Raw genomic sequence first — 25,183 nt, forward strand, 5'->3', positions numbered from 1 at the left:
CTGCGCGCTTGACGCCCGGCGGCATCGGAGGATGCTTGCGGCATGACTGCGCTCGCCGACTTCATCCGCGGCCTGCCCAAGGCCGAGCTCCACCTCCACATCGAGGGCAGCCTCGAGCCCGAGCAGATGTTCGAGTTCGCCCGCCGCAACCGCGTGGACCTGCCGTTCAGGACCGTGGAGGAGGTGCGCGCCGCCTACGCGTTCTCCAACCTGCAGGACTTCCTCGACATCTACTACCAGGGCGCGAACGTCCTGCGCACCGAGGCGGACTTCCACGACCTCGCCCTCGCCTACTTCCGCCGGGTGGCGGCCGACGGCGCCAGGCACGTCGAGCTGTTCTTCGATCCCCAGACCCACACCGACCGGGGCGTCCCGTTCCAGGTGGTGGCCGATGGCCTGATGGGCGGCATGGCCGAGGCCGAGAAGACCCTGGGCGTCAGCTCCAGCCTGATCCTCTGCTTCCTGCGCCACCTGGACGAGGACGCCGCCTTCGCCACGCTCAACATGGCCGAGCCCTACCTCGACCGCATCCTGGGCGTGGGTCTGGATTCCTCGGAGGTCGGCCACCCGCCGTCGAAGTTCGCCGGGGTGTTCAAGGCCGCCCGTGAGCGGGGGCTGAAGCTGGTCGCCCACGCCGGCGAGGAGGGGCCGCCCGAGTACGTCTGGGAGGCGCTGGACGTCCTGGGCGTCGACCGGATCGACCACGGCAACCGGGCCCTGGAGGACGAGGCCCTGGTCCGCCGGCTGGTGGCCGAGGGGATCACCCTGACGGTCTGCCCGCTGTCGAACCTGAAGCTCTGCGTGGTCGACGACCTGAAGCAGCACCCCCTGAAGCGGATGCTGGCCCTGGGGCTGAAGGCCACGATCAACTCGGACGACCCGGCCTATTTCGGCGGCTACCTCGCCCAGAACTGGACCGAGACCGCTGAAGCTCTGGGCCTGACGCGCGACGAGCTGGTGACCCTCGCCAAGAACAGCTTCACCGGCGCCTTCCTGCCGCCCGAGGTCGTCGCCCGCCACGTGGCCGACATCGACGCCTACGTTCAGCGGAGCGCCGCGCCCGCCTGACGCCTTCGCGGCGCCCCCTTGAAAGGTTCGGCGGAACCGCGTCATCTCGAAAGTTGAACGGCGCGTCACGTCGCCGAACGATGAGGGATGGAACGACATGCTGAGGTTCGCCGCCGCGACCGCCGCCGCCGCGCTTCTGGCCGGCGCGGCCCACGCCAAGACCATCGCCGTGGAGCCCGGCCCCGACGCCCAGGAGCGGCTGCAGATCGCCCTGCTCGACGCCAGGCCCGGCGACGTGGTGCAGCTCGCCGCCGGCCGCTACGAGCTGACCGACGGGCTATCGCTCGACGTGGACGACGTGACGGTGAAGGGGGCGGGCCCCGACGCCACGGTGCTCTCGTTCAAGGGCCAGAAGGGCGCGGGCGAGGGCCTGCTGATCACCTCGGACCGGGTCACCGTGCGCGACCTCGCGGTGGAGGACACCCGCGGCGACGGGGTGAAGGCCAAGGGGTCCGACGAGATCAGCTTCCTGAACCTGCGGGTCGAATGGACCGGAGGGCCGAACGAGAAGAACGGCGCCTACGGCGTCTATCCGGTCAGCTCCACGAACGTGCTGGTCGACAAGGTGGTGGTGCGGGGCGCGTCCGACGCCGGCATCTACGTGGGCCAGTCGAAGAACATCGTGGTCAAGCGCAGCGTCGCCGAGTTCAACGTCGCCGGCATCGAGATCGAGAATTCGTACAACGCCGACGTCTTCGACAACGTCGCCACCCGCAACGCCGGCGGCATCCTGGTGTTCGACCTGCCGAACCTGCCGCAGATGGGCGGGCACTCCACCCGCGTGTTCCGCAACAAGGTCGTGCAGAACGACACGCCGAACTTCGCGCCCAAAGGCAACATCGTCGCCAACGTGCCGACGGGCACCGGCGTGATGGTGATGGCCAACCGCAACGTCCACGTCTTCGAGAACGAGATCGACGGCAACCAGTCCTCGGCCGTGATGCTGGTCAGCTACACCGAGGCGTTCGACGACAAGAGCTACAACCCGCTGCCCCGCGACATCGTCGTGCGCGACAACCGGCTGGGCCGGAACGGCTGGGACCCGCAGTTCGACGGCGGCAAGATGCTGGCCCTGATCGGCGGCGGCGCCGTTCCGCCGGTGCTCTGGGACGGCGTGGCGACCTTTAACGGCGGCGAGCCGGCGCGCATCCGGCTGGTGGACGGCCCGGTGATGAACCTGCAGCTGCCCGGCCCCGGCCAGCTCGACAAGGCCAAGCCCAAGGTTGCGCCGACCTGGGGCGATGCGGCCCTGCCCGAGCCCGAGCCCGTCGTCCTGCCGCAGCGCCAGATCGACCTCGGCGCATGAGGCGGCTGCTCGCCGGCCTCGCCGCGCTGGCGGCGCTGGGCGCGGCCCCGAAGCCGGCCGAGCCGGCCCTGGACCTGCTGCTCGCCGAGGCGCCGGCGCCGAAGCTCTCGGACTACCGCCTGCCGCTGCGCGACGGCGGCCGCGCCGCGGGTCCCGGCCTGACGCCCTACGACCTGAACACGCCGCTATTCAGCGACTACGCCGAGAAGTTCCGCTTCGTGTACCTGCCGCCGGGGGCCAAGGCCGAATACCGCGCGCAGGGCGCGTTCGAGTTCCCGGTGGGGACCACCCTGGTGAAGACCTTCGCCTATCCGGCCGACTTCCGCGCGCCGGACCGGGGCGTCCGCTCGCTGGAGACCCGGCTCCTGATCCGCAAGGCCGAGGGCTGGGTCGCCCTGGCCTACGCCTGGAACGCCGACCAGACCGAGGCGGTGCTGAAGCGCGCCGGCGCGCGGATCGACGTCGCGTTCGTCGACGCCGCCGGCCGGCCGCGGACGGTGGACTACGCGGTCCCCAACCAGAACCAGTGCAAGGAGTGCCACCAGCTCGACAAGGCGGTGCAGCCGCTGGGCCCCAAGGCGCGCAACCTGAACGGCGAGTTCGCCTACGCCTCGGGGCGCGAGAACCAGCTCGCCCACTGGACCCGCCTGGGGCTGCTGGCCGGGGCGCCGCAGCCGGCGGCCGCGCCGCGGACCGCCCGCTGGGACGACCCGGCCGAGCCGCTGGAGGCGCGGGCGCGGGCCTATCTCGACGCCAACTGCGCCCACTGCCACCATCCGCGGGCCATCGCCTCGAACAGCGGCCTCTTCCTGCAGTGGGAGGAGACGAACCCCGTCGCCATCGGGGTCGGCAAGCGGCCGGTGGCCGCCGGGCGCGGCTCGGGCGGGCTGGAGTTCGCCATCGCCCCCGGCCATCCCGAGGCCTCAATCCTCGTCCACCGGATGGCCTCGAACGAGCCCGGCGTGATGATGCCCGAGCTCGGCCGATCGGTGGTCCACGAGGAGGGGCTGGCCCTGGTGCGCGAATACGTCCGCAGCCTGAAGGCGCCGTGAGCCGACCCGCCGCGCCGACCCGGCGGCTGGTCCTGGCGGGGGGCCTGGCCGCCGCCGGCGTGGCGCAGGGCGCGCGGGCCGCGCCGGGCATCGCCGACGCCTCGCCCTGGATCGCCTACGAATCGCGCCTGCGCGCCCGCCTGGCCGACGCCGGCGGCGGACGTTTCGACGGCCCGGCCGAGCGCGAGATCCTGGACCTGACCAACGCGGCCCGCGCGGCGTCCGGCGCGCCGCCGCTCCGGTGGGACGAGGAGCTGGCCGAGACGGCGCGGGCGCACGCGGCCGACCTCGCCCACCGGAACTATTTCGAGCACCTCTCGCCCGAAGCCTTCGATCCCAGCCACCGGTTCTGGCTGCTCGCCCGGCGGACCATCGGCTCGCCGTCCGAGAACCTCGCCCTTCACCGCGGGAGCGGCCGCGCCGACCCCGCCGGCCTGATGCGCAACTGGCGGGGAAGCCCGCCCCACTGGCGCAACCTGCTGAAGCCCGGCCACACCCACGCCGGCTTCGGCCTCGTCCGCATCGGCGACAGCGACTACCTGGCCGGGCTCTATGCGCGGCCGGTGCTCACCCTGCCGCAGCCGTTCCCCTTCCGCCCGAGCGCGCGGGAGTTCGCCGCCGCGCTGCAGGCCGTGCCAGAGGCCGTCGAAGCCAGCACGCCCCAGGGCGGCGCCTGGTCGCGCGCCGACGGCGCGCCCCGGGTGATGCAGCTGTCCGCCCGCCGCCCCCTGGAGGGACGCGCCTACGAGCGGATCGGCGGCCCCATCTTCGTCACGCCCGCCTGAACCCGGCCCAAGGCGCGGCGAGGGGGCCTGAGGGGCTGCGCAGAATCCCTGGGCTTGCCTGCCCCCGGCCGGGCCCATAGCTCTGACGCCGACACGCGAGCCACCGGAGACCCGAGCCTTGGCCAACCCGACCCTCTTCGATCCGATGTCCTTCCAGCACGGCAAGCCCATGAAGAACCGCCTCATGCTGGCGCCGCTGACCAACCAGCAGAGCCATCCCGACGGGCGGCTGTCGGACGAGGAGTTCCACTGGCTGACCATGCGCGCCAAGGGCGGCTTCGGCCTGACCATGACCTGCGCGGCCCACGTGCAGGCGCAGGGCCAGGGCTTCCCCGGCCAGCTCGGCGTCTTCTCGGACGACCACCTGGAAGGCCTGACGCGCCTGGCCTCGGCGATCCGCGAGGCGGGCAGCCTTTCGTCGGTCCAGCTGCACCACGCCGGCAACCGCTCGCCCAAGGAGCTGGTGGGCCAGCCGGTCAGCGCCTCGGACGATCCAGAGACCGGCGCGCGCGGGCTCTCCACCGGCGAGGTCGAACAGCTCGTCGAGGACTTCGTGGCCGCCGCCGTCCGCGCCGAGACGGCCGGCTTCGACGGCGTCGAGATGCACGGCGCCCACGGCTACATCCTGGCCCAGTTCCTCTCGCCCGAGATCAACCGCCGCGACGACCGCTACGGCGGCAGCCTCGAGAACCGCTCGCGCATCTTCTTCGAAATCATCGACGGGATCCGTCGGCGCACCGGGCCCGACTTCCAGCTCGGCCTGCGCCTGTCGCCCGAGCGGTTCGGCCTGAAGCTGGCCGAGATCGTCGAGGTCGCCCAGGCGATCCTGCGCGACGGCCGCATCGACTACCTCGACATGTCCCTGTGGGACGTCTTCAAGGAGCCGGTCGAAGAGGAATTCAAGGGCTGGTCCCTGATGTCCTATTTCACCGAGCTCGACCGCGGGGACGTGCGGCTGGGCGTGGCCGGCAAGATCACCACCGCCGCCATCGCGGCCGAGATGCTGGACAAGGGCGCCGACTACGTCCTGATCGGCCGGGCCGCCATCCTGCACCACGACTTCCCCGAGCGCGCCCGCGATCCGGCGTTCCGGCAGGTCCCGGTTCCGGTCAGCGCCGACTACCTGCAGGGCGAGGGCGTCAGCCCGAAGTTCGTCGACTACCTGCGCGACACCTTCCGCATGGTCGAGCCGGCCTAGGGCGCCTCGTAGCCTTCGGCGACGATCCGCAGTTCGTAGTCCGAGGGGTCGCGCTCGAAGAGCAGCCCCCCCTTCGCCTGGCCGCGTCCTGGGACATAGGCGAAGGTGGCGCGGCGCTCCTCGACGACGGCCCCGCCCTGGCTCAGCACGCCCCGGACCTCGACCGCCGCGGCGGTGGCGGGGGCCTCGTTGCGGATCGTCAGGGGGACGACGTAGCCGCCCCCCGTCCGCTCGGCGGGCTCGGACATGACCGACAGCTCTGGCGCTCCCGGCCGCGCGGCCAGGCCCTCCCACAGCGAATAGCCGATCACGCCCAGGGTCAGGACCAGGCCGATCGCGGCGGCCGTCCATTCCGCCACCGGCGTGCGCTCGAGCAGGCTCTTCCGCGAGGGAGGCTTGCGGGTCGCCATCAGACCACCAGCCGCGCGGCCGCGGCGCCGAGGGCGGCGGGAAAGCCCAGGACCGCCACCGCCCGCACGGCGTCGCTGATCGGCCCGTCCAGCCGGCCGAACGTCCAGAGGATGTAGAGGCTGACGATGAGGGCGATCCCGTAGCCCGCCAGGGTGAAATGGAAGAACGCCAGCGTCGGCCGCTCGTGCGCCTCCTGGCCGGCGAAGCCGACGGTGAACACCAGGGCGTGGAGCCCGGCGATCGAGGCCGCGATCAGCGCCAGGGCGTGCCAGGGGGTCATCTTGAAGGCGATCAGGATCATCTCCTCGGTGGGGGCCACGTTGAACGCGAAGAACAGCGCGCCGGCGGCCATCAGGAACAGCTGGCCGAGATAGCCCGCCCGGTCCTCCTTCTCCGCGCCCGGATCGTGGGTCCCGAGCTGCTTGTTGGCGAGCACCGCGCCGAAGCTGGCTGGCGCGGCCTGGATGGCGACCATCCCCACCGCTTCCCGCAGCCCGGTCTCGAGGGTGAGCAGGCCGAGGAGCGCGAGCATGACGGCCGAGACGACGAAGCCCACCGCCAGGGCGGCCAGGGCGTCCAGCAGGTCGTCGGCGAAGTCGCTGGGATCGCGGAAGCCGGCGAACCGGGCCAGGCCGAACACGGTGAGCGCATTGACGGCCAGGAAGAGCGCCAACTTCAGCCGGTCCATGTGGAAGCCGAAGGCCCACATCTCCATCGTCATCATCAACGGCAGGCTGAAGACGATCGCGCCGGCGGCGGCGCGGGCGAGGCCGCGCGCGTAGCTTTCCTCATTGGCCATCCGGACCGACATCCAGCCTCAAACGCCGGACGGCGAAGCTTGTTCAGTCGAGCTCGATCCAGACCGGCGCGTGGTCGCTGGCGCCCGGCCTTCCGCGCACGTCCCGGTCGACCCCGGCCGCCCGCAGGCGCGGGGCGAGCGAGGGGCTGAGCAGCACCGCGTCCAGCCGCATCCCCGCGTCCCGGTCCCAGGCGTTCCGCAGATAGTCCCAGAAGCTGAACATCGGCGCGTCCGGATGCAGGGCGCGCACGGCGTCGGTCCAGCCCTGGTCCAGCAACCGGCGCCAGGCCGCCCGGGTCTGCGGCTGCTGCAGGGCGTCGGTTGTGTGCGGCTTCACCCGATAGATGTCGAGGGCGGTGGGCACGACGTTGAAGTCGCCCGCGAGCGCGACGGGGGCGCCGCTGGCCACGAGCCCCTCGGCGTGGGCGATCAGGCGGTCGAACCAGGCCAGCTTGTAGGCGAACTTCGGCCCGGGCTGCGGATTGCCGTTCGGCAGGTAGATCGAGGCGACCAGCACCCCGTTCACCGCCGCCTCGACGTAGCGCGCCTGGCGGTCCGTGGGATCGCCCGGCAGGCCATAGCGGGTGGCGACCGGCTCGGCCCCGCGGGCGAGGATGGCCACCCCGTTCCAGGTCCGCTCGCCCTGCCATACCGCCCCATAGCCGGCGGCCTCCAGCTCGGCCTGCGGGAACAGCGCGTCGGCCGCCTTCAGCTCCTGCAGGCAGACGACGTCGGGCCGGCGTTCGTCCAGCCACTCGAGGAGGTTCGGCAGGCGCTTTACGACGTTGCTGATGTTGTAGGTGGCGATCCGCACAGGCCCTGATCGCGCACCGCGGCGATTGCGTTCCGCCCACGGCTCCGTTCTCCGGAGGACTACGTAGGGGTTCGCCCCGAATATCCCCCGGCGGCCCGGCGGCCTATCTCCCCCTCAGCAAGAACGACATCCCGCTGAGGAGCTTCTCTCATGATCGCCCCGCTCGCCGACCTGACCGTCCACCACAAGCCCCGGGGGCTGTCGGATCGCGTGGCCTACGGATTCGTCAAGGCGCTGCGCTTCTGCGCCGACACCTTCTTCGCCAAGCGCTACGGCCACCGTGCGGTGGTGCTGGAAACCGTCGCGGCCGTGCCCGGCATGGTCGGGGCGACCCTCAACCACCTGAAGTGCCTGCGCCGCATGGAGGACGACCGCGGCTGGATCAAGACGCTGATGGACGAGGCCGAGAACGAGCGGATGCACCTGATGACCTTCATCGAGGTGGCCAAGCCGACCCTCTTCGAACGCTTCGTCGTCGTGGCGGCCCAGTGGGTCTTCTACCTGTTCTTCTTCTTCCTCTACCTGATCAGCCCCAAGACGGCTCACCGGGTGGTGGGCTACTTCGAGGAAGAGGCGGTGATCAGCTACACTCACTATCTCGCCGAGATCGACGAGGGGCGGTCGGAGAACGTGGCCGCGCCCGAGCTGGCGAAGCGCTACTGGAACCTGCCCGAGGATGCGACCCTGCGGGACGTGGTCGAGGTGGTCCGCGCGGACGAGGCCCACCACCGCGACGTGAACCACGGCTTCGCCAACGAGCTGGGCGGCCTGCCGCAGGCCATCGTCCCGGCGGTCTGGCCGCACGAGCAGCTCCAGCCGCACTGGAAGGAGGCGGCCTGATCCCAGGCCCAGACCCTGGCCAGAGACTTCGATGAAGGGACGGCGGGCGGCGACGCCCGCCGTCTTCCGTTTCAGCCGTGGGCGACTACAGCCGCGCGCGGCCGCAGCGGCGCGTCAGGCGTCAGGGCCGGCGGCCGCGGACCGCCCGTCGCCCAGTCCAGCAGCTCCACCGGATGGACGACCGGCATCCCCACCGCCGGGGCGAGCTGGGCCATGCAGCCGACGTTGCCGGCGGCGAGAACGGCTGCGCCCGTGCGGGCGATGTTGTCGGCCTTGCGGTCGCGCAGGCGCCCCGCGAGCTCGGGCTGCAGGATGTTGTAGACCCCCGCCGAGCCGCAGCAGAGATGGCCCTCCGCCACCGGCCGCACGTCGAAGCCCGCCTGGCTCAGCAGCGCCGGGGGCTGCAGCTTGATCTGCTGGCCGTGCTGCAGCGAACAGGCCGCGTGGTAGGCGACGGCGAGGCCCTGGGGCTTGACCACCGGCGGCAGGCCGACCTCGGCGATGAACTCCAGCACGTCCCGCGCCCGCCCCGCCACGGCCGCGCCCGCCTCGCCCAGCTTCTCCCCGTAGGCCTTGATCATGGTCCCGCAGCCGGCCGCCGTGGTCACGATGGCCGAGAGCTCGCCCGACCGGCTCCAGGCCTGCACGTTGGCGCGCGCCAGGCCCCTCGCCTCCTCGGCCCGGCCGAGATGTTCGGACAACGCCCCGCAGCATCCCTCGCCCTCGGCCAGCACGACGTCGAAGCCGGCGCGGGTGATGAGCCGGATCGCCGCCTCGCGAATCTGGGGGGCCAGGGCGGGCTCGACGCACCCCTGCAGCAGCGCCACCCGGCCGCGGCTTTCCCCCGCCGCCGGGATCACGCCGGCCTTCGCACGGCGGCCGGTCGCGGCGGGCGTGAGCCGCCGCATCGCCTTCAGCGGCCCCGGCAACAGCCGCTCCAGCGGCTTCGCCAGCCGGCCGAGCGCCAGGGCCGCGGAGAGCCGCCCCGGCCGGGTCATCACCGCGGGGATCGCCGCGCGGAGCAGGCGTTCGGGCCAGGGCCGGCGGTAGGTGTCCTCCACGTGGGCGCGGGCGTGGTCGATCAGCCGGCCGTAGTCCACGCCCGACGGGCAGGTGCTGACGCAGGACAGGCACGAGAGGCAGCGGTCGATGTGGGTGACGGTCGCCCGCGTGGGCGGCGCGTCGCTCTCCAGCATGGCCCGGATCAGCTCGATGCGGCCGCGCGGGCTGTCGCGCTCGTCGCCGAGCAGGACGTAGGTCGGGCAGGTGGCGGTGCAGAAGCCGCAGTGCACGCACCGGCGGATCTCCTGCTGGCTGGCGGCGACCTCTGGGTCGGCCAGCCGCTCTGGGCTGAAGTTCGTCTTCATGCGGCCGCCATCCGACCCGGGTTGAGCACATGCAGGGGGTCGAAGGCGGCCTTCACCCTCGCGCTGAGGTCGGCCAGCGGCCCCGCGAGCGGCTCGAACGCCGGCCCGGGTCCCCGGACCTTCAGCGCATGGCCGCCGAACGCGCGCGCCGCGGCCCACACCTGGGCCGGCTCTGCCTCGGTAAGCAGCCAGGCGAGCCCGCCCGCCCAATCGTAGAGCGCCTCGCCCGGGAGGGCCTCGACCGCCTTCCAGCCCGAGGCCGGCGGGAGCGAGAGCCGCCAGAGCGGCCGCGGATCGGGGACGAAGGCCTCCACCTCCCGGACCTGGCCCCAGAACTCCCGCGAATGGGCGGGATCCAGCCGCTCGAAACGGCCGTGCGGCTTGAGCGCCGCCGCCAGGGCCTCGGCCCTTGCGGCCACCGAAGCCTCGAACCCTTCCAGCCGCAGCGCGGTGACCGCCATCTCGGCGGCCAGCGGCGGGCGGGCGGCGGCGGGCGGCGGCAGGTGGGCGGCGCCCGAGACCTCGAAGGGGCCGTTCATCGCCTGGGCCATGGCCGCGACCGCCTGGGCGTCGGACAGGCCGAACAGCAGCACCGTCGTCTCGTCGCGCGGCGCCGGCAGCACCTTGACCGTGACCTCGGTCAGCACCGCCAGCGTGCCCCAGGACCCGGCCATCAGCTTCATCAGATCGTAGCCGGTGACGTTCTTCACGACCTTGCCGCCGGCCTTGAACATCTCGCCGCGCCCGGACACCGCCTGGAAGCCGAGGAAGTGGTCGCGGGCGGCGCCGGCGCGGATGCGGCGCGGGCCCGACAGGTTCGCCGCCAGCGACCCGCCCAGCGTCGGCTCTCCGGACGCGCCCAGCAGGCCCGTCCAGCGCGGCGGCTCGAAAGCCAGCATCTGGCCGTGGCCGGCGAGCAGCCGCTCGATGTCGGCCAGCCGGGCGCCCGCTTGGGCGGTCAGCACGAGTTCGTCCGGCTGGTAGTCGACCACCTTGTCCAGCCCCGCCAGCGACAGCGTCAGGTCGGCCGGCGCGCCGCCGACGGCGCGCTTCGTGCCGCCGCCGACCACCTCGATCCGGCGGCCGTGGGCGGCGGCCTCGGAGACGACTTGCTGGACGTCCTCGGCGCTCTGCGGCGGGCGGGCCTGGATCGCGGCGGCCGCCATCAGAACCTCGGCAGGTCGGGGAAGGCGAGCTTCCCGCGGTGGACGTGCATGCGGCCGAGCTCGGCGCAGCGGTGCAGGGTGGGGAACACCTTGCCGGGGTTGAGCAGCAGCGCCGGGTCGAAGGCGCACTTCACCCGCTGCTGGCAGGCCAGATCGGTGGGATCGAACATCGTCCCCATTAGGTCGCGCTTCTCCACCCCCACGCCGTGCTCGCCGGTCAGGACGCCGCCGACCGCCACGCACAGCTTCAGGATCTCGGCCCCGAACGCCTCGGCCTTCTCCAGTTCGCCCGGCTTGTCGGCGTCGTAGAGGATCAGCGGGTGCAGGTTGCCGTCCCCGGCGTGGAAGACGTTGGCCACGCCCAGGCCGTAGCTGCGCGCCATCTCGCTCATGGCCGAGAGCACCTGCGGCAGCTTCCCGCGCGGGATGGTGCCGTCCATGCAGTAGTAGTCGGGCGCGATCCGGCCGACGGCTGGGAACGCCGCCTTGCGCCCCGCCCAGAACGCCAGGCGCTCGGCCTCCGAGTGCGAGACCCGGACGAAGTCGGCGCCGCGGGCCGAGGCCAGCGCGCGGACGTGGCCCGTCAGTTCGGCGCACTCGGCCTCGGGGCCGTCCAGCTCGACGATCAGCAGGGCCGCGGCGTCGACCGGGTAGCCGGCGCCCACGAAAGCCTCCGCCGCCCGGATCGCCGGGTTGTCCATCATCTCCAGCCCGGCCGGGATGATGCCGGCGGCGATGATGTCGCCCACGGTCGCGCCGGCGGCCTCCACCAACGGGAAGCCCAGCAGCAGGGCCTTGGCGGTCTCGGGCTTGGGCAGGATGCGGACGGTGACCTCGGTGACCACGCCCAGCAGCCCCTCGGACCCGGTGACGACGCCCAGCAGGTCGTAGCCGGCTGCATCGAAGCCCTTTCCGCCCAGCCGCACAACCTCGCCGTTCATCAGCACCAGCTCGCAGCCGAGCAGGTTGTTGGTGGTCAGGCCGTACTTCAGGCAGTGCACCCCGCCCGAGTTCTCGGCCACGTTGCCCCCGATGGTGCAGGCGATCTGGCTTGAGGGATCGGGGGCGTAGTAGAATCCGTCGGCCTCCACCGCGTGGGTGACGCCCAGGTTGGTGACGCCCGGCTGCACGACCGCGCAGCGGTTCGCGTAGTCCACCTCCAGGATGCGGTTGAACTTGGCCATGCCCAGCACGACCCCGTCGGCCAGCGGCAGGGCCCCGCCCGACAGCGAGGTGCCGGCGCCGCGGGGCACCACCTTCACGCCTTCGGCCGAGCACCACTTCAGGATCTCCGAGACCTGCTGCGTGGTCTCGGGCAGCACCACCGCGAGCGGCGTCTGCCGATAGGCCGAGAGTCCGTCGGACTCGAAGGGAACCAGGGCCTCGGGCTCGCTGACCACGCCCTCGCCCGGCACGATCCGGCGCAGCGCACGGACGATCTCGGCCTTGCGGGCGATCAGCGCGGCGTCCGGCGCGGGCATCCTCATGGGACGTCCTTATCGCCGCGTTCGGGGCCGGGCTCCAGACCTAGCGACCCTCGAAGTTCGCGGCCCGCTTCTCGTTGAAGGCGGCCACGCCCTCGCGGCGGTCGTGGGTGGTGAAGAGGTGGTTGTAGACCTCGAGCTCTAGGTCCATGGCGCGGGCCAGGTCCAGGTCTTGGCCGCCGTGCACCACCCGCTTGGCGCCGCGCACCGACAGCGGCGCCTTGGACGCGATCGTTCCAGCCACCTCCAGCACCCGCGGCAGCAGCTCCTCCGCCGGGACGACGTCGCTGACGAGCCCCCAGGCGAGCGCCTGCTCGGCGCTGAACGGCCGGGCGGTGGCGATGATCTCGATCGCCCGCCGGGGCCCCACCGCCCGGGTCAGGAGCTGGGTGCCGCCCAGGCCGGGCAGGATGCCCAGTCCCGCCTCGGGCAGGCCGAAGCGCGCGCCCTGCGCGGCGTAGGCGAAGTCGCAGGCGAGCGTCATCTCGCAGCCGCCGCCCATGGCCGCGCCGTGGACCGCCGCGATCACCGGGACCGGACAGGCGAGCTGGGCGCGGATCATCGCCTCGAACAGCCGATGCTGCTCGGCCCAGGCCTCATCGGTCATGCCGTTGCGTTCCTTCAGGTCCGCCCCGGCCTGGAAGTGCCTGCCCTCGCCCCGCAGGATCACGCAGCGCAGGCCCGCCTCGCCGGCCAGGCGGCTCCAGGCGTCCAGCAGCTCGCGGCCCATCTGGGTGGACAGCGCATTGGCGACCTCGGGGCGATCGAACGCGATCACCGCCACGCCCGACGCCGCCTCCTCCAGCTTGATGGTCTCGTAGGTCATCAGAAGCTCTTCGGCTGGCCCAGCACGTGGGTGGCCACGTGGGACAGGATCAGGTTCGTGGAGATCGGCGCCACCTGGTAGAGGCGCGTCTCGCGGAACTTGCGCTCGATGTCGTACTCCTCGGCGAAGCCGAAGCCGCCGTGGGTCTGCAGGCACATGTCGGCGGCGAACCACGAAGCCTCCGACGCGACCAGCTTGGCCATGTTGGCCTCGGTGCCGCACGGCTCGCCGGCCTCGAACAGCTCGGCGGCGCGGTCCACCATCAGGCTCGCGCCGGTCATCTGGACATGGGCGCGGGCGAGCGGGAACTGCACGCCCTGGTTCTCGCCGATCGGCCGGCCGAACACGACGCGGTCCTTGGCGTACTGGCTGGCGCGGTCGATGAAGAAGCGCGCATCGCCGAGGCACTCGGCCGCGATCAGGATGCGCTCGGCGTTCATCCCGTCGAGGATGTACCTGAAGCCCTTGCCCTCCTCGCCGATCAGGTTCTCGGCCGGGACCTCCAGGTCCTCGAAGAAGAGTTCGGTCGTGGCGTGGTTCAGCATGGTGCGCACCGGCCGGATCGTCAGGCCGTTGCCCACCGCCTGGCGCATGTCGACCAAGAGGACGCTCATGCCGTCGGACGGCTTCTTGGCCTGGTCCCTCGGGGTGGTGCGGCACAACAGGACCATCAGGTCGGAGTGCTCGGCTCTGGAGATCCAGATCTTCCGGCCGCTCACCACGTACTTGTCGCCGACCTTCTTCGCGAAGGTGGAGATGCGGGTGGTGTCGGTGCCGGCGTCGGGCTCGGTGACGCCGAAGGCCTGCAGGCGCAGCTCGCCGGTGGCGATCTTCGGCAGGTAGGCTTCCTTCTGGGCCGGCGTGCCGTGCCGCAGCACCGTGCCCATGGTGTACATCTGGGCGTGACAGGCCGCGCCGTTGCAGCCCGAACGGTGCACCTCCTCGAGGATCGCCACCGCGGCCTTCAGGCCGAGGCCCGAGCCTCCGTACTCCTCGGGGATCAGCACCGACAGGAAGCCCGCCTCGGTCAGCGCCTGGACGAACTCGGTGGGATAGGCGCGCTCACGGTCCAGGTCGCGCCAGTATGCGCCGGGGAAGCGGGCGCAGAGCCTGCGCACGGCCTCGCGGATTTCGGGAAAGGTCTCGCTCACGGGCCCTCTCTGCCACGACGGCGAACGGGGCCCAAGGGCGCCGCAAGGGCAGCGTCGAAAGTCAGAAAATTCCAACCTGGAAGCACCGTTCGGGCGTTCTTGCTCGCCCATTCCGGAATTCTCGGCATGCTTTGCCGCAAGCCAAGCAGTGGTTGCATAACTTGTGCTTCTGCTCGAAAACACCGTCCAGCCAAAGGCCAGCCAACAGGGCCAACCAAAGGGAGGGAAGACCGCTCCGCATGAGGAAGCTCTCTACCGCGATCGACCCCGCCTCCGACGGCTTCGCCGCCAACGCGCAGGTCAACCGCGCCCTGGTCGAACAGCTCCGCCAGCGATCGGGCGAAGCGGCGCTGGGCGGGCCCGAGCCGTCGCGCAAGCGCCATACGAGCCGCGGCAAGCTCCTGCCGCGCGAGCGGGTCATGCGGCTGCTCGATCCCGGCTCTCCGTTCCTTGAGGTCGGGGGCCTGGCGGCCTTCGGGATGTACGGCGACGAGGCGCCGGCGGCCGGCGTCATCACCGGCATCGGCCGGGTGTCGGGCCGCGAGGTGATGATCGTGGCCAACGACGCCACGGTGAAGGGCGGCGCCTACTTCCCGATTACGGTGAAGAAGCACCTGCGGGCGCAGGAGATCGCGATCCAGAACCGCCTGCCGTGCGTCTATCTGGTGGATAGCGGCGGGGCGAACCTGCCGCACCAGGCCGAGGTGTTTCCCGACCGCGAGCACTTCGGGCGCATCTTCTACAACCAGGCCCGGATGAGCGCCGAGGGCATCGCCCAGATCGCCTGCGTCATGGGCTCGTGCACCGCCGGCGGCGCCTACGTCCCCGCCATGAGCGACGAGACGGTGATTGTCCGGAACCAGGGCACCATCTTCCTGGGCGGCCCGCCGCTGGTGAAGGCCGCCACGGGCGAGGTCATCACCGCCGAGGAGCTCGGCGGCGCCGACACCCACGGCCGCCGGTCGGGCGTGGTCGACCACGTCGCCCACGACGACGAGCACGCGCTCTCCATCGTCCGCAACATCGTCGCCAACCTGAACACCACCAAGCGGGTGGACATCACCCTGGAGGCGCCGGAGCCGCCGGCCTACGACCCGGAGGAGCTGTACGGCATCGTCCCCACCGACGTGCGCGCGCCCTACGAGGTGCGCGAGGTGATCGCCCGCATCGTCGACGGCTCGAAGTTCGACGAGTTCAAGGCGCTGTACGGCACGACCCTGGTGTGCGGCTTCGCCCGCATCTGGGGCTTCCCGGTGGCGATCCTGGCCAACAACGGCGTGCTGTTCTCGGAGAGCGCGCTGAAGGGCGCCCACTTCATCGAGCTGGCGGCCAAGCGGAAGATCCCCCTGGTCTTCCTGCAGAACATCTCGGGCTTCATGGTCGGCGGCCGCTACGAGGCCGGCGGCATCGCCAAGGACGGCGCCAAGCTGGTCACCGCCGTGGCTTCGGTGGAGGTCCCCAAGTTCACCGTCCTGATCGGCGGCTCGTTCGGGGCCGGCAACTACGGCATGTGCGGCCGGGCCTATTCCCCGCGCTTCCTGTGGACCTGGCCGAACAGCCGCATCAGCGTCATGGGCGGCGAACAGGCGGCCAGCGTCCTGGCCACCGTCCACCGAGACGCCGGCACGTGGACGCCCGACGAGGAGGAGGCGTTCAAGGCGCCGATCCGCCAGAAGTACGAGGACGAGGGCAATCCCTACTACGCCACCGCCCGCCTCTGGGACGACGGCGTCATCGACCCGGCCCAGACCCGCGACGTGCTGGGCCTTTCCATCTCGGCGGCGCTGAACGCCCCGATCCCCGAGACCCGCTTCGGCGTCTTCCGGATGTGACCATGGCGAAGAAGATCACCTCCATCCTCGTCGCCAACCGCGGCGAGATCGCCCGCCGCGTCTTCGCCACCGCCCGCCGCATGGGGCTTGGCGCGGTCGCGGTGTTCTCGGACGCCGACGCCGAGGCGCCGCACGTCCTGGACGCCGACGTGGCGGTCCACATCGGCCCGGCCGCCGCGCGCGAGAGCTACCTCGTTCCGGCGAAGATCATCGCCGCGGCGAAGGAGGCCGGCGCCGACGCCATCCATCCCGGCTACGGCTTCCTGTCCGAGAACGCCGAGTTCGCCGAGGCCGTCGCCAAGGCGGGCCTGACCTGGATCGGCCCGCCGCCCGCGGCGATCCGCGCCATGGGCCTGAAGGACGCCGCCAAGGACCTGATGCAGAAGGCCGGCGTGCCGGTGACGCCCGGCTACCTGGGCGAGGACCAGTCCGAGGCCGTGCTGCAGCGCGAGGCCGACCGCATCGGCTATCCGGTGCTGATCAAGGCCGTGGCCGGCGGCGGCGGCAAGGGGATGCGCAAGGTCGAGAAGCCCGAGGACTTCCTGGCCGCCCTGGGGGCCGCCAAGCGCGAGGCCGCCGCGGCCTTCGGCGACGACCGGGTGCTGCTCGAGACCTACGTGACCCGCCCGCGGCACATCGAGGTGCAGGTGTTCGGGGACACGAAGGGGAACGTCGTCCACCTCTACGAGCGCGACTGCTCGCTGCAGCGCCGACACCAGAAGGTGATCGAGGAGGCGCCGGCCCCCGGCATGTCGGACGAGGCCCGAGCTGCGGTCACCTCCGCCGCCGTCCGCGCCGCCCAGGCGGTGGGCTATGTCGGCGCAGGCACGGTCGAGTTCATCGCCGACGCCAGCGAGGGCCTTAAGCCGGACCGCATCTGGTTCATGGAGATGAACACCCGCCTGCAGGTGGAGCACCCGGTCACCGAGATGGTCACCGGTCTCGACCTCGTGGAATGGCAAATTCGCGTGGCCCAGGGCGAGCCCCTGCCCCTGTCGCAGGACCAGATCACCCTGACCGGCCATGCGGTGGAGGCGCGGCTCTACGCCGAGAACCCCTCCTCGGGCTTCCTGCCGTCGATCGGACGCCTGGACCACTTCCGCCTGCCCGAGCACCTGCGGGTGGACGCCGGGGTCGAGGCGGGCGGCGAGGTGACGCCGTTCTACGATCCGATGGTCGCCAAGCTGATCGCCCACGCCGAGACGCGCGAGCAGGCGATCGCCGACCTCTGCGAGGCCTGCGACCGCGTCGAGGTCTGGCCGGTCAAGACCAACGCCGCCTTCCTGACCCGCTGCCTGGAGGAGCCGGACTTCATCGCCGGCGAGGTGGACACCGGCTTCATCGAGCGGCGGCTGGACCAGCTGGTCGCCCCCGCAGAGCCGTCGCCCGCCGCCTGCTCGGCCGCCGCCGACGCGGCCACCCTGAACCTCGAGGAAGGCGCGGCCGACGATCCGTGGAAGGGCCTGTTCGGCTTCCGCCTGAACGCCGAGCCCTATACCGGCGTGCGGCTGTTCGCGAACGGCAAGGCGATGATCTGCGAGAGCCTGCCCGACGCCCCGGACCGCTCGGTGCTGCTCACCGACGACGGGGACATCGTGGTGTTCGAGGCCGGCGAGGCTTTCGTCTTCAAGGACCATCCGCCGGCCGCCGACCTGGAAAGCGCCGGCGACGGCCAGATCCGCGCGCCGATGCCGGGCAAGGTCACCCAGCTCTCGGTGAAGCCGGGCGACCCCGTCTCCAAGGGTCAGCCGCTGGTCGTCCTCGAAGCCATGAAGATGGAGCACGCGCTCCAGGCCGCCTTCGACGGCAAGGTCGAGGAGGTGGCGGTCAGCCTGGGCGCCCAAGTCAGCGAGGGGACCCTGCTGGTCCGGCTGTCGGAAGCGGAGACCTAGGCGGGCCCCGCGACGACGCCGGCGTCGTGCAGCCGGCCGATCTCGCCCGAGCCCAGGCCCAGCACGTCGGCCAGCACCTCGTCGGTGTGCTCGCCCAGCCGCGGGGCCGGCCGCACGGGGCCGCGCGCGTCCTGCGGGATCGTCGCCGCCGCGCCCGGCGCGGGATAGGTCAGGCCGCTGGGATGGCGCACCGCCTCGAACAGCGGATTGCCCTTGAACAGTCGCGGGTCCTCCAGGGCCGCCTCCAGCGGCTGGTAGCTGCCCCAGGTGACGCCGCCGGCGTCGAAGGCGGGCGCCAGCTCGGCAAGGTCCCGCGCGGCGAAGGCCCGCTCGAACAGCGGATAGAGCCGCGCCCGGTGCGCGAAGCGCAGCCCCTCGTCGGCGGCGAACGAGACGCCGAGCTCGGCCTCCAGCGCCGCGACCGCCTCCTTCAGCCCCAACACCTCGAGGGCCTTCGACCACTGCTTGGGGGTGATGGCGAGCAGCATCAGGGTCTGGCCGTCCCGGGTGAGGAAGTCGCGGCCGAAGGCGCCGTAGACGTCGTTGCCCATGCGCGGCCGCTGATGGCCGGCCAAGAGGGTCTCGGCGGTGAACCCCAGGTTGGCCATGGTGGCCGCGGCGATGTCCGACAGCGGCGCGCGGATCTCGCGGCCCTCGCCCGTGCGGTGGCGGGCCAGCAGGGCCGAGACGAGGGCGAACGCGCAGTAGGCGCCGGTCAGGAGGTCCCAGGCGGCGAGCACATGGTTCACGGGCCGCGGGTCGTCCACCGGGCCGGTCATCTGCGGCAGGCCGATGGCCGAGTTGATGGTGTAGTCCATGCCCTGGGAGCCGTCGGCCCAGCCCATCACCCGCACGCAGATCAGGTCCTGGCGCAGCTTCCTCAGCGTCTCGTAGGAGAGGAAGCCATCGACCGGGAAGTTGGTGACGAACAGCCCGCCGTCCTCGCCCGGCGCGGCCGCCAGCCGCTGGGCGATCTCGCGCCCCTCGGGCCGGGTCAGGTCGATGGCCACCGACTTCTTGGCCTTGTTCAGCCCCTCCCAGTAGAGGCTGGCGCCGTTGTCCGCGAGCGGCCAGCGGCGGAAGTCCGGCCCTCCGCCGATGTTGTCGAAGCGGATCACCTCGGCGCCCATCTGGGCGAGGTAGAGGCCGCAGGTGGGCGCGGCCACGAACGCGGCGCCCTCCACCACGCGCAGGCCCTTCAGCAGGTCGTACATCTGGTCTCCTCGTCGGCGCGCACCCTGCCGCCCTGACCCTGCGTCCGCCAAGCGCGGCCGTTCAACATGCTTTCCAGCCGTTCACCGCGTTTGTTGGGGATATCGCAAGTCCCCGGCCGTTAACCTCACGATCTCAAAGAAGAATTCTTGAGAGAGCCTCAGCGGATGCGCGTCGTCACCATCGTCAGCCTCGCGGCCTCGGCCGTGCTCGGCCTGGGAGCCCTGGTGGTCGCCAAGACCGTGCTGCCGGGCGCCGGAGCCGCCAAGGGCGCGGCGGTCGTCCAGGAAGCGCCCGGCGTTCCCGTCGTGGTCGCGGCGCGCGAGATCAAGTACGGCGACAAGCTCGTCCCCGGCATGCTGACCATCGTCAACGCCCCGGCCGGTCTCGTTCCGCAGGGCGCGTTCCAGACGGTCGACCAGGTCCTGTCGGCCGACAAGGGGGGCCCGCCAGTGGCGCTCACCCGGCTCGCCGCGCGCGAACCCGTGCTGCCGACCAAGATCTCCGGGCCCGGCTCGCGGCCGACGGTCTCGGCCGAGGTCGGGGAAGGCATGCGCGCCTACACGCTCAAGGTGGACGCCTCCAGCGGCGTGGGCGGCCACGCCCTGCCGGGCGACCGGGTGGACGTGGTGCTGCTGCGCGACCTGACGCCGAGCGGCCCCGACCGCAACTTCATCTCCTATGTCGTCGTCCAGAACGCCCGCGTCCTGGGCGTCGATCTGAACGCCGACCCCACCTCGGAGAAGCCGGCCACGCCCTCGACCGCCACGCTCGAGGTCTCGGTGGAGGAGTCCCAGAAGCTGGCGATCGCCGCCACCCTGGGGACCCTGTCGTTGGCCCTGCGCCGCTCGGGCGAGGCCGAGATCGCCGACGCCGGACCGCTGCGCACCGGGGACTTCCTGGTCGGCGGCGGCGGCAGAGGCCCGGTCCGCGCCGCCAGCAGCGGCGGCCCGCGCGCCCCGGCCGGCATCCTGATCATCGAGGGCGAGTCCGTGAAGCGCCAGCGCGCGCCCCGCGGCGGCCGCGGCGCCCAGGCGCCGGTCCAGCCGGTTCCGCCCGTCCCGCCCGTCGTGGCGCACGCCGCGCCGTCCGCCACCTGAGCCCCGCCCCATGCTGAACACCCGCACCGCCCTCGGCGCGTTCGCCTGCGCCTTCGCGCTGGCCGCCGCCGTCCCCCACGCCGCCCCGGCCCAGGAGCTGCGCAGCGAGCCTGCGCCCCGCCGCTCCATCCACGTGCCGCGCGACAAGTCCCTATCGTTCCGCCTGGCCCAGCCGGCCGCGCGCATCGTGGTCTCGCAGCCAGAGATCGCCAAGGTGACCGCCACCTCCGACCGCAGCTTCTACGTCCAGGGGCTCGAGTTCGGCTCGACCAACATGCTGGTCTACGGGCCGGGCGGACGCCTGCTCGAGGTTCTGGATATCCGCGTCGGCTACGACGCCGAGGGCCTGCAGCAGGACCTGGCGGCGGCCTTCCCGAACGAGCCCCTGCGCGTGCGCAACCTGGGCGAGGCGCTCATGCTGACCGGCGAGGTGACCGACACCGGCGTCCAGTACAAGGCCGAGGCCATCGCCCAGCGCTATGCGCCCGACGGACTGATCTCGCGCGTCAGCGTGCGCGCCTCGCAGCAGGTCGTCCTCGAAGTCCGCGTGCTGGAGGCCACCCGCTCGGCGCTGCAGGACATCGGCGTTGAGGGCGCGATCGGCAACAACTCCTGGGCGGTGGCCTTCGGCAACGGCCTGATCGGCGCGAGCCCCGCGGCGGGCGCCCTGGGAATCTCGGGCGGCTGGGGCGACACGCGCATCGACCTCATGCTCACCGCGCTCGAGGAAAAGGGCGTGGTCCGCACCCTGGCGCGGCCGAACCTCGTCGCCATCCCCGGCCAGAAGGCGACCTTCCACGCCGGCGGCGAATATCCCTACCCGGTCCCGCAGCGCGACGACCTGATCAGCCTGGAATTCCGCAAGTACGGCGTGGAGCTGACCTTCACCCCCGTGGTGCAAGACAACGGGCTCATCCGGCTCGACGTCGAGCCCGAGGTCAGCCAGCTCGACTTCACCAACTCTCTGCGCGTGCAGGGCTTCACCGTTCCGGGCCTGATCGTGCGCCGGACCCACACGACGGTGGAACTGAAGCCCGGCGAGTCCCTGGCCATCGGCGGCCTCTTCCAGCGCGAATACACCAACGCCCTGCGCCAGGTGCCGGGCATCGGCGACGTGCCTGTACTGGGCTCGCTGTTCCGCTCGGCGCGGTGGAAGAAGGCCGAGACCGAGCTCGTGGTGATCGTGACCCCCAAGTTCGCCTCGACCGCCGACATGGCCGCCGCCGAGGCCATGCGGACGCCGCCCGGGCGCGAGCCCACGACGCCCGACCTGCTCCTGCGCGGCCGCGCCCTGGACAAGTCCATCACCGAGGAGGGCGCGCCATGAGCGTCAACAGCCTGCACGGCCGCCGCATCCTGGCGCTCGGCGCCGCGCTCGCCCCGCACGCCAAGGGCCCCCTGGCCGGGGCCGACCTCGAACTGGGCGGCATCGACCAGCTGGCCGAACTGGCCAGCGTCCCGCGCGACCTCGTGCTGATCGACGCCGACGCCTGGGCCGCGCCCGAGCTCGCCGCGGCGGTCAAGACGCTGTCCGGCCTGAAGGCCTGCCCGCCGGTCCTGCTGGTCGGCGAGAGCCTGCCCGCCGGGCTGGTGCGCAACCTGCTGCGCCTTGGCGATTCCGACGTGCTGGAGGCCCCCTTCACGGGCGAACAGCTGACCGCAGCCGTGCTCGGCCTTCTGGCCGCCAGCACGCCCGCGCCGCAGGCGAGCGCAGGCGGGGAGAGCCGCTGCTGGGCCGTCTCGGGCGCCGTCGGCGGCGCCGGCGCGACGACCCTGGCCATCGAGATCGCCACGGCCCTGGCCGCGCGTTCCAAGAAAGACCGCAGCGTCTGCCTGATCGACCTGAACCTCGCCGACGGCGCAGCGGCCGCCTACCTCGGCGCCCAGCCCGCCATGCGCCTCGCCGACTTCGGCCAGGCCGCCGAGCGGCTGGACGCGGCCATGCTTCAGGCCTTCATCACCCCGGTCTCCAAGCAGCTCGACCTGCTGGCGGGCGTCCGCGATCCCGGCGGCTTCGACGCGGTCTCGCGCGAGGCGGTGCTGCGGGTGCTGGAGGTCGCCTGCGAGTGCTACGACTGGGTGATCCTGGACGTGCCGCGCCACCGCCGGCCCTGGACGCTGGAGGCCCTGGCGGGCTGCGACGAGGTGCTGGTCATCTCCGAGCTCACCGTCCCGGCCCTGCTGGCCGCCCGCGCCTATTCCGACGAGATCGAGCACGCGCTCGGCAAGGGCCTGAAGCCGCGCATCGTGCTGAACCGCCTGGCCAGCCGCATGTTCGGCCCGGCGCCCTCCATGGCCGAGGCCGAGCGGGCCCTGCAGCGCAAGGCCGAAGCCGGCGTCAGCTCGGACTGGGAAGCGGCCGCCGCCTCGGCGAACCTGGGCGGGCCCATCGCCCAGCACCGGCCGAAGTCGAAGATCGTCAAGGACGTCCAGCTGCTGGTCGAGCGCCTCGCCGAGGCGCCGGCCCGCCAGGGCGCGAAGGCCGCCTGATGGCCCGCTTCAGCCTCGCCCGCGCCGCGCCCCAGGCCGCAGCCGAGCCGAAGCCTGCGTCGGTGACGCCGCAGCCTGCGCCCCCGCCCAAGGCGCCCGCGCCGGTTCCTCCGGCTCCCAAGGAGGCCGTGCGGCCTGCGCCGCCCGCCGCCGACTCCAAGCGGCTGGACCTGCGCCTGCGCCTGCATTCGCGCCTGATCGACGAGCTGGACCTCGCCAAGCTGGACAAGCTCGACGAGGCCGAGCTGCGCCGCCAGGTGATGGGCCAGGTGGTGGAATTCGCCCGCGCCGAGCGCATGGCGCTGAACACCGCCGAGCTCGAGGAGCTGGGCGCCTCGATCTACGACGAGATGGTGGGCCTTGGCCCCATCGAGCCGCTGCTGAAGGACGAGTCGATCAACGACATCCTCATCAACGGCCCCTACCAGGTCTATGTGGAGCGGCGCGGCGAGCTGGAGCTCACCCCCGTCCACTTCCGCGACAACGACCACCTGCTGCGCATCGTCCAGCGGATCGTGGCCGGCGTGGGTCGCCGGATCGACGAGAGCCAGCCGATGGTGGACGCGCGCCTGCCCGACGGCAGCCGCGTGAACGCCGCCATCCCGCCCATCGCGATCGACGGCGCCTCGGTCTCGATCCGGAAGTTCTCGAAGAAGCCGCTGACGCTCGAGAAGCTGGTCGAGTTCGGCGCCATGCCGCAGGCGGTGGCCGACTTCCTCTACGGCGCCGTGCGGGCGCGGGTCTCGACGGTGATCTCCGGCGGCACCGGCTCGGGCAAAACCACCCTGCTCAACGCCCTCTCTTCGGCGATCAGCGAGGGCGAGCGCCTGATCACCATTGAGGACGCCGCCGAGCTGCAGCTCCAGCAGCCGCACGTCGTGCGCATGGAGACCCGCCCGCCGAACATCGAGGGCAAGGGCGAGATCCGCCAGCGCGAGCTGGTGAAGAACGCGCTGCGGATGCGGCCCGACCGGGTGATCCTGGGCGAGGTCCGCTCCGAAGAAGCGTTCGACATGCTGCAGGCCATGAACACCGGCCACGAAGGCTCGATGGCGACCATCCACGCCAACAACCCGCGCGAGGCGATCAGCCGCCTCGAGCAGATGGTGGCCATGGGCGGGATGAACATCAGCTACGAGGCCATGCGCGGCCAGATCGCCTCCGCCGTCGGCCTGATCGTCCAGGTCATGCGCCTGGCCGACGGCAAGCGGAAAGTGACCTACGTCACCGAGATCGTCGGCATGGAAGGCAACGTGGTGCAGATGCAGGACATCTTCACCTTCAACCGCACCCACACCGCGCCCGACGGCACGGTGCACGGCGAGTTCCGCGCCTCGGGCCTGCGGCCCCGCTGCCTCGACGAGATGCTGCGCCGGGGCATCCCCTACGACACGGCCAACTTCGATCCCTCGAAGCCGCTCGCCACGACATGACCATCGACGCGAACACGATCTTCCTGGTGCTGGTGTTCGCCGCGGTGTTCGCCGCGGCCCAGGCCCTGATCGGCATCCTCGGCTCGGCGGCGCAGAAGCGCCTGGTGAACCGCCGCCTGAAGGTCGCCGAGAAGGTGGACGGCATCTCGGCCCTGGTGGTGGAGCTGCGCAAGCAGCGGGGCCTGAACGCCGCCGGGAACAAGAGCGGCCGCCTGCGGTGGCTGTCCGATCTGATCGTGGCCTCGGGCCTGCCCTACGACCCCCGCAAGTGGCTGACCTATGTCCTGCTCGCCGCCGGCATCGGCGGCGCGGGCCTGGCGGTGCTGACCCGCAATCCGCTGATGATCGTTCCGGGCGCGCTCGTGGGCGGCGTGGGCGTTCCGGTGCTGGTCCTGAAGTTCGTCGCCGGCCGGCGCGCCGCGGCCCTGGGCTTCCAGCTGCCCCAGGCGCTGGAGATCATCGTCCGCTCGCTGGAGGCGGGCCATCCGGTGCCCACCGCCATCGCCCTGGTGGGACGGGAGATGTCGGATCCTGTGGGCACCGAGTTCGGCATGGCCGCCGACGAGATCGCCTACGGCGCCAACCTCGAGCAGGCCATCGAGCGCATGGCCGAGCGCTGCCAGCATCCGGACGTCGACCTGTTCGCCGCCACCGTGCGCCTGCAGGAGCGGACCGGCGGCAACCTCACGGGCCTCCTGAAGCTGAACGCCTCGACGATCCGCGAGCGGCACAAGATGCGGCTGAAGATCAAGGCCGCCTCCGCCGAGGGCCGCGCCTCGGCCATGATCCTGTCCGCCGCCCCGTTCATCGCCGTGGGGATGATCATGATCATCTCCCCCAAATTCTACGGCGACGTCATCCACGAGCCCGCCGTGAAGTGGGGGCTGCTCGGCCTCACCGTCTGGGTGGGCATCGGCAACCTCGTCATGCGGCGCATGATCGACATGAAGCTCTAGC

General features: G+C 71.9%; 22 protein-coding genes. 13 read left to right on the forward strand and 9 right to left on the reverse strand.

Features of this window, described 5'->3' with window-relative positions; all coding sequences use genetic code 11:
- Positions 1-42 precede the first annotated feature (42 nt).
- The 5 genes from PHZ_RS16690 (at position 43) to PHZ_RS16710 (ending at position 5,409) form a co-directional block, all read left to right on the forward strand.
- Positions 43-1,068 (forward strand): adenosine deaminase, encoded by a 1,026-nt coding sequence (locus PHZ_RS16690; protein ID WP_012523557.1) that lies wholly within the window; start codon positions 43-45, stop codon positions 1,066-1,068.
- 97 nt (positions 1,069-1,165) lie between these two features.
- Entirely contained in the window at positions 1,166-2,374 is a 1,209-nt protein-coding gene (locus PHZ_RS16695) for a parallel beta-helix domain-containing protein (RefSeq protein WP_012523558.1), read from the forward strand.
- The gene (locus PHZ_RS16700; RefSeq protein WP_012523559.1) at positions 2,371-3,426 is read left to right on the forward strand and encodes an SO2930 family diheme c-type cytochrome; all 1,056 of its coding nucleotides are present in this window, start codon (positions 2,371-2,373) and stop codon (positions 3,424-3,426) included. Before PHZ_RS16695 ends, PHZ_RS16700 begins: the two co-directional genes overlap by 4 nt.
- A complete protein-coding gene (locus tag PHZ_RS16705; RefSeq protein WP_012523560.1) occupies positions 3,423-4,211 on the forward strand; it encodes a CAP domain-containing protein in 789 nt (262 codons plus the stop codon). The genes PHZ_RS16700 and PHZ_RS16705 overlap by 4 nt, the downstream gene beginning before the upstream one ends.
- A gap of 118 nt (positions 4,212-4,329) precedes the next feature.
- Positions 4,330-5,409: an NADH:flavin oxidoreductase gene (locus PHZ_RS16710; protein WP_012523561.1), complete on the forward strand. Its 1,080-nt coding sequence runs from the start codon at positions 4,330-4,332 to the stop codon at positions 5,407-5,409.
- On the opposite strand, the gene PHZ_RS16715 is transcribed toward PHZ_RS16710, so the two are convergent.
- The 3 genes from PHZ_RS16715 to PHZ_RS16725 are packed head-to-tail and all read right to left on the reverse strand — an operon-like array spanning position 5,406 to position 7,433.
- On the reverse strand, positions 5,406-5,819 hold the full coding sequence (locus tag PHZ_RS16715) for a hypothetical protein (RefSeq protein WP_012523562.1): 414 nt from the start codon (positions 5,817-5,819) through the stop codon (positions 5,406-5,408). The genes PHZ_RS16710 and PHZ_RS16715 overlap by 4 nt on opposite strands.
- Positions 5,819-6,619: a TIGR02587 family membrane protein gene (locus PHZ_RS16720; protein ID WP_201765260.1), complete on the reverse strand. Its 801-nt coding sequence runs from the start codon at positions 6,617-6,619 to the stop codon at positions 5,819-5,821. The genes PHZ_RS16715 and PHZ_RS16720 overlap by 1 nt, the downstream gene beginning before the upstream one ends.
- 43 nt (positions 6,620-6,662) lie before the next feature.
- A complete protein-coding gene (locus PHZ_RS16725) occupies positions 6,663-7,433 on the reverse strand; it encodes an exodeoxyribonuclease III (protein WP_012523564.1) in 771 nt (256 codons plus the stop codon).
- A 150-nt stretch (positions 7,434-7,583) separates the two neighbouring features.
- Between PHZ_RS16725 and PHZ_RS16730 the strand changes: the two genes are divergently transcribed.
- Positions 7,584-8,273: an alternative oxidase gene (locus PHZ_RS16730; protein ID WP_012523565.1), complete on the forward strand. Its 690-nt coding sequence runs from the start codon at positions 7,584-7,586 to the stop codon at positions 8,271-8,273.
- 71 nt (positions 8,274-8,344) lie between these two features.
- Here the strand turns inward: PHZ_RS16730 and glcF are convergent, their stop codons facing one another.
- From glcF to PHZ_RS16755, 5 genes are read right to left on the reverse strand one after another with little or no spacing between them, the layout of a single operon-like run.
- The gene (gene glcF, locus PHZ_RS16735; protein ID WP_012523566.1) at positions 8,345-9,640 is read right to left on the reverse strand and encodes a glycolate oxidase subunit GlcF; all 1,296 of its coding nucleotides are present in this window, start codon (positions 9,638-9,640) and stop codon (positions 8,345-8,347) included.
- The gene (glcE, locus tag PHZ_RS16740; protein ID WP_041373645.1) at positions 9,637-10,806 is read right to left on the reverse strand and encodes a glycolate oxidase subunit GlcE; all 1,170 of its coding nucleotides are present in this window, start codon (positions 10,804-10,806) and stop codon (positions 9,637-9,639) included. Before glcE ends, glcF begins: the two co-directional genes overlap by 4 nt.
- The gene (locus PHZ_RS16745) at positions 10,806-12,293 is read right to left on the reverse strand and encodes an FAD-linked oxidase C-terminal domain-containing protein (RefSeq protein WP_041373646.1); all 1,488 of its coding nucleotides are present in this window, start codon (positions 12,291-12,293) and stop codon (positions 10,806-10,808) included. The genes glcE and PHZ_RS16745 overlap by 1 nt, the downstream gene beginning before the upstream one ends.
- A 40-nt stretch (positions 12,294-12,333) precedes the next feature.
- Positions 12,334-13,116, reverse strand: coding sequence for an enoyl-CoA hydratase/isomerase family protein (locus tag PHZ_RS16750; protein WP_012523569.1), 783 nt, complete (start codon positions 13,114-13,116; stop codon positions 12,334-12,336).
- Positions 13,116-14,267: an acyl-CoA dehydrogenase family protein gene (locus PHZ_RS16755; protein WP_012523570.1), complete on the reverse strand. Its 1,152-nt coding sequence runs from the start codon at positions 14,265-14,267 to the stop codon at positions 13,116-13,118. Before PHZ_RS16755 ends, PHZ_RS16750 begins: the two co-directional genes overlap by 1 nt.
- 239 nt (positions 14,268-14,506) lie before the next feature.
- Between PHZ_RS16755 and PHZ_RS16760 the strand changes: the two genes are divergently transcribed.
- Positions 14,507-16,099 (forward strand): carboxyl transferase domain-containing protein, encoded by a 1,593-nt coding sequence (locus tag PHZ_RS16760; protein WP_012523571.1) that lies wholly within the window; start codon positions 14,507-14,509, stop codon positions 16,097-16,099.
- 2 nt (positions 16,100-16,101) lie between these two features.
- Positions 16,102-17,991, forward strand: a complete 1,890-nt coding sequence (locus PHZ_RS16765) for an acetyl/propionyl/methylcrotonyl-CoA carboxylase subunit alpha (protein WP_012523572.1) — start codon at positions 16,102-16,104, stop codon at positions 17,989-17,991.
- On the opposite strand, the gene PHZ_RS16770 is transcribed toward PHZ_RS16765, so the two are convergent.
- Positions 17,988-19,205, reverse strand: coding sequence for a CoA transferase (locus tag PHZ_RS16770; RefSeq protein ID WP_012523573.1), 1,218 nt, complete (start codon positions 19,203-19,205; stop codon positions 17,988-17,990). The genes PHZ_RS16765 and PHZ_RS16770 overlap by 4 nt on opposite strands.
- Positions 19,206-19,370: 165 nt before the next feature.
- Between PHZ_RS16770 and cpaB the strand changes: the two genes are divergently transcribed.
- Genes cpaB through PHZ_RS16795 form a run of 5 tightly spaced genes read left to right on the forward strand, consistent with a single transcriptional unit; the run spans position 19,371 to position 25,182 of the window.
- Positions 19,371-20,303: a Flp pilus assembly protein CpaB gene (cpaB, locus tag PHZ_RS16775; protein WP_012523574.1), complete on the forward strand. Its 933-nt coding sequence runs from the start codon at positions 19,371-19,373 to the stop codon at positions 20,301-20,303.
- 10 nt (positions 20,304-20,313) lie between these two features.
- Complete coding sequence (locus tag PHZ_RS16780; RefSeq protein WP_012523575.1) at positions 20,314-21,630, forward strand: type II and III secretion system protein family protein; 1,317 nt, start codon at positions 20,314-20,316, stop codon at positions 21,628-21,630.
- A complete protein-coding gene (locus PHZ_RS16785) occupies positions 21,627-22,793 on the forward strand; it encodes an AAA family ATPase (protein ID WP_012523576.1) in 1,167 nt (388 codons plus the stop codon). Before PHZ_RS16780 ends, PHZ_RS16785 begins: the two co-directional genes overlap by 4 nt.
- Positions 22,793-24,226: a CpaF family protein gene (locus PHZ_RS16790; RefSeq protein ID WP_012523577.1), complete on the forward strand. Its 1,434-nt coding sequence runs from the start codon at positions 22,793-22,795 to the stop codon at positions 24,224-24,226. The genes PHZ_RS16785 and PHZ_RS16790 overlap by 1 nt, the downstream gene beginning before the upstream one ends.
- A complete protein-coding gene (locus PHZ_RS16795; RefSeq protein ID WP_012523578.1) occupies positions 24,223-25,182 on the forward strand; it encodes a type II secretion system F family protein in 960 nt (319 codons plus the stop codon). The genes PHZ_RS16790 and PHZ_RS16795 overlap by 4 nt, the downstream gene beginning before the upstream one ends.
- Position 25,183 lies beyond the last annotated feature (1 nt).

It is taken from the genome of Phenylobacterium zucineum HLK1 (genome assembly GCF_000017265.1).
Lineage (GTDB): Bacteria > Pseudomonadota > Alphaproteobacteria > Caulobacterales > Caulobacteraceae > Phenylobacterium > Phenylobacterium zucineum.

Coding starts and splice junctions, on each gene's coding strand:
- PHZ_RS16765 (WP_012523572.1), top strand. CDS start 16,102: ATGGCGAAGAAGATCACCTCCATCCTCGTCGCCAACCGCGGCGAGATC.
- PHZ_RS16790 (WP_012523577.1), top strand. CDS start 22,793: ATGGCCCGCTTCAGCCTCGCCCGCGCCGCGCCCCAGGCCGCAGCCGAG.
- PHZ_RS16745 (WP_041373646.1), bottom strand. CDS start 12,293: ATGAGGATGCCCGCGCCGGACGCCGCGCTGATCGCCCGCAAGGCCGAG.
- PHZ_RS16785 (WP_012523576.1), top strand. CDS start 21,627: ATGAGCGTCAACAGCCTGCACGGCCGCCGCATCCTGGCGCTCGGCGCC.
- PHZ_RS16770 (WP_012523573.1), bottom strand. CDS start 19,205: ATGTACGACCTGCTGAAGGGCCTGCGCGTGGTGGAGGGCGCCGCGTTC.
- PHZ_RS16780 (WP_012523575.1), top strand. CDS start 20,314: ATGCTGAACACCCGCACCGCCCTCGGCGCGTTCGCCTGCGCCTTCGCG.
- PHZ_RS16715 (WP_012523562.1), bottom strand. CDS start 5,819: ATGGCGACCCGCAAGCCTCCCTCGCGGAAGAGCCTGCTCGAGCGCACG.
- PHZ_RS16730 (WP_012523565.1), top strand. CDS start 7,584: ATGATCGCCCCGCTCGCCGACCTGACCGTCCACCACAAGCCCCGGGGG.
- PHZ_RS16750 (WP_012523569.1), bottom strand. CDS start 13,116: ATGACCTACGAGACCATCAAGCTGGAGGAGGCGGCGTCGGGCGTGGCG.
- PHZ_RS16795 (WP_012523578.1), top strand. CDS start 24,223: ATGACCATCGACGCGAACACGATCTTCCTGGTGCTGGTGTTCGCCGCG.
- glcE (WP_041373645.1), bottom strand. CDS start 10,806: ATGGCGGCCGCCGCGATCCAGGCCCGCCCGCCGCAGAGCGCCGAGGAC.
- PHZ_RS16695 (WP_012523558.1), top strand. CDS start 1,166: ATGCTGAGGTTCGCCGCCGCGACCGCCGCCGCCGCGCTTCTGGCCGGC.
- PHZ_RS16690 (WP_012523557.1), top strand. CDS start 43: ATGACTGCGCTCGCCGACTTCATCCGCGGCCTGCCCAAGGCCGAGCTC.
- cpaB (WP_012523574.1), top strand. CDS start 19,371: ATGCGCGTCGTCACCATCGTCAGCCTCGCGGCCTCGGCCGTGCTCGGC.
- glcF (WP_012523566.1), bottom strand. CDS start 9,640: ATGAAGACGAACTTCAGCCCAGAGCGGCTGGCCGACCCAGAGGTCGCC.
- PHZ_RS16720 (WP_201765260.1), bottom strand. CDS start 6,619: ATGGCCAATGAGGAAAGCTACGCGCGCGGCCTCGCCCGCGCCGCCGCC.
- PHZ_RS16760 (WP_012523571.1), top strand. CDS start 14,507: ATGAGGAAGCTCTCTACCGCGATCGACCCCGCCTCCGACGGCTTCGCC.
- PHZ_RS16700 (WP_012523559.1), top strand. CDS start 2,371: ATGAGGCGGCTGCTCGCCGGCCTCGCCGCGCTGGCGGCGCTGGGCGCG.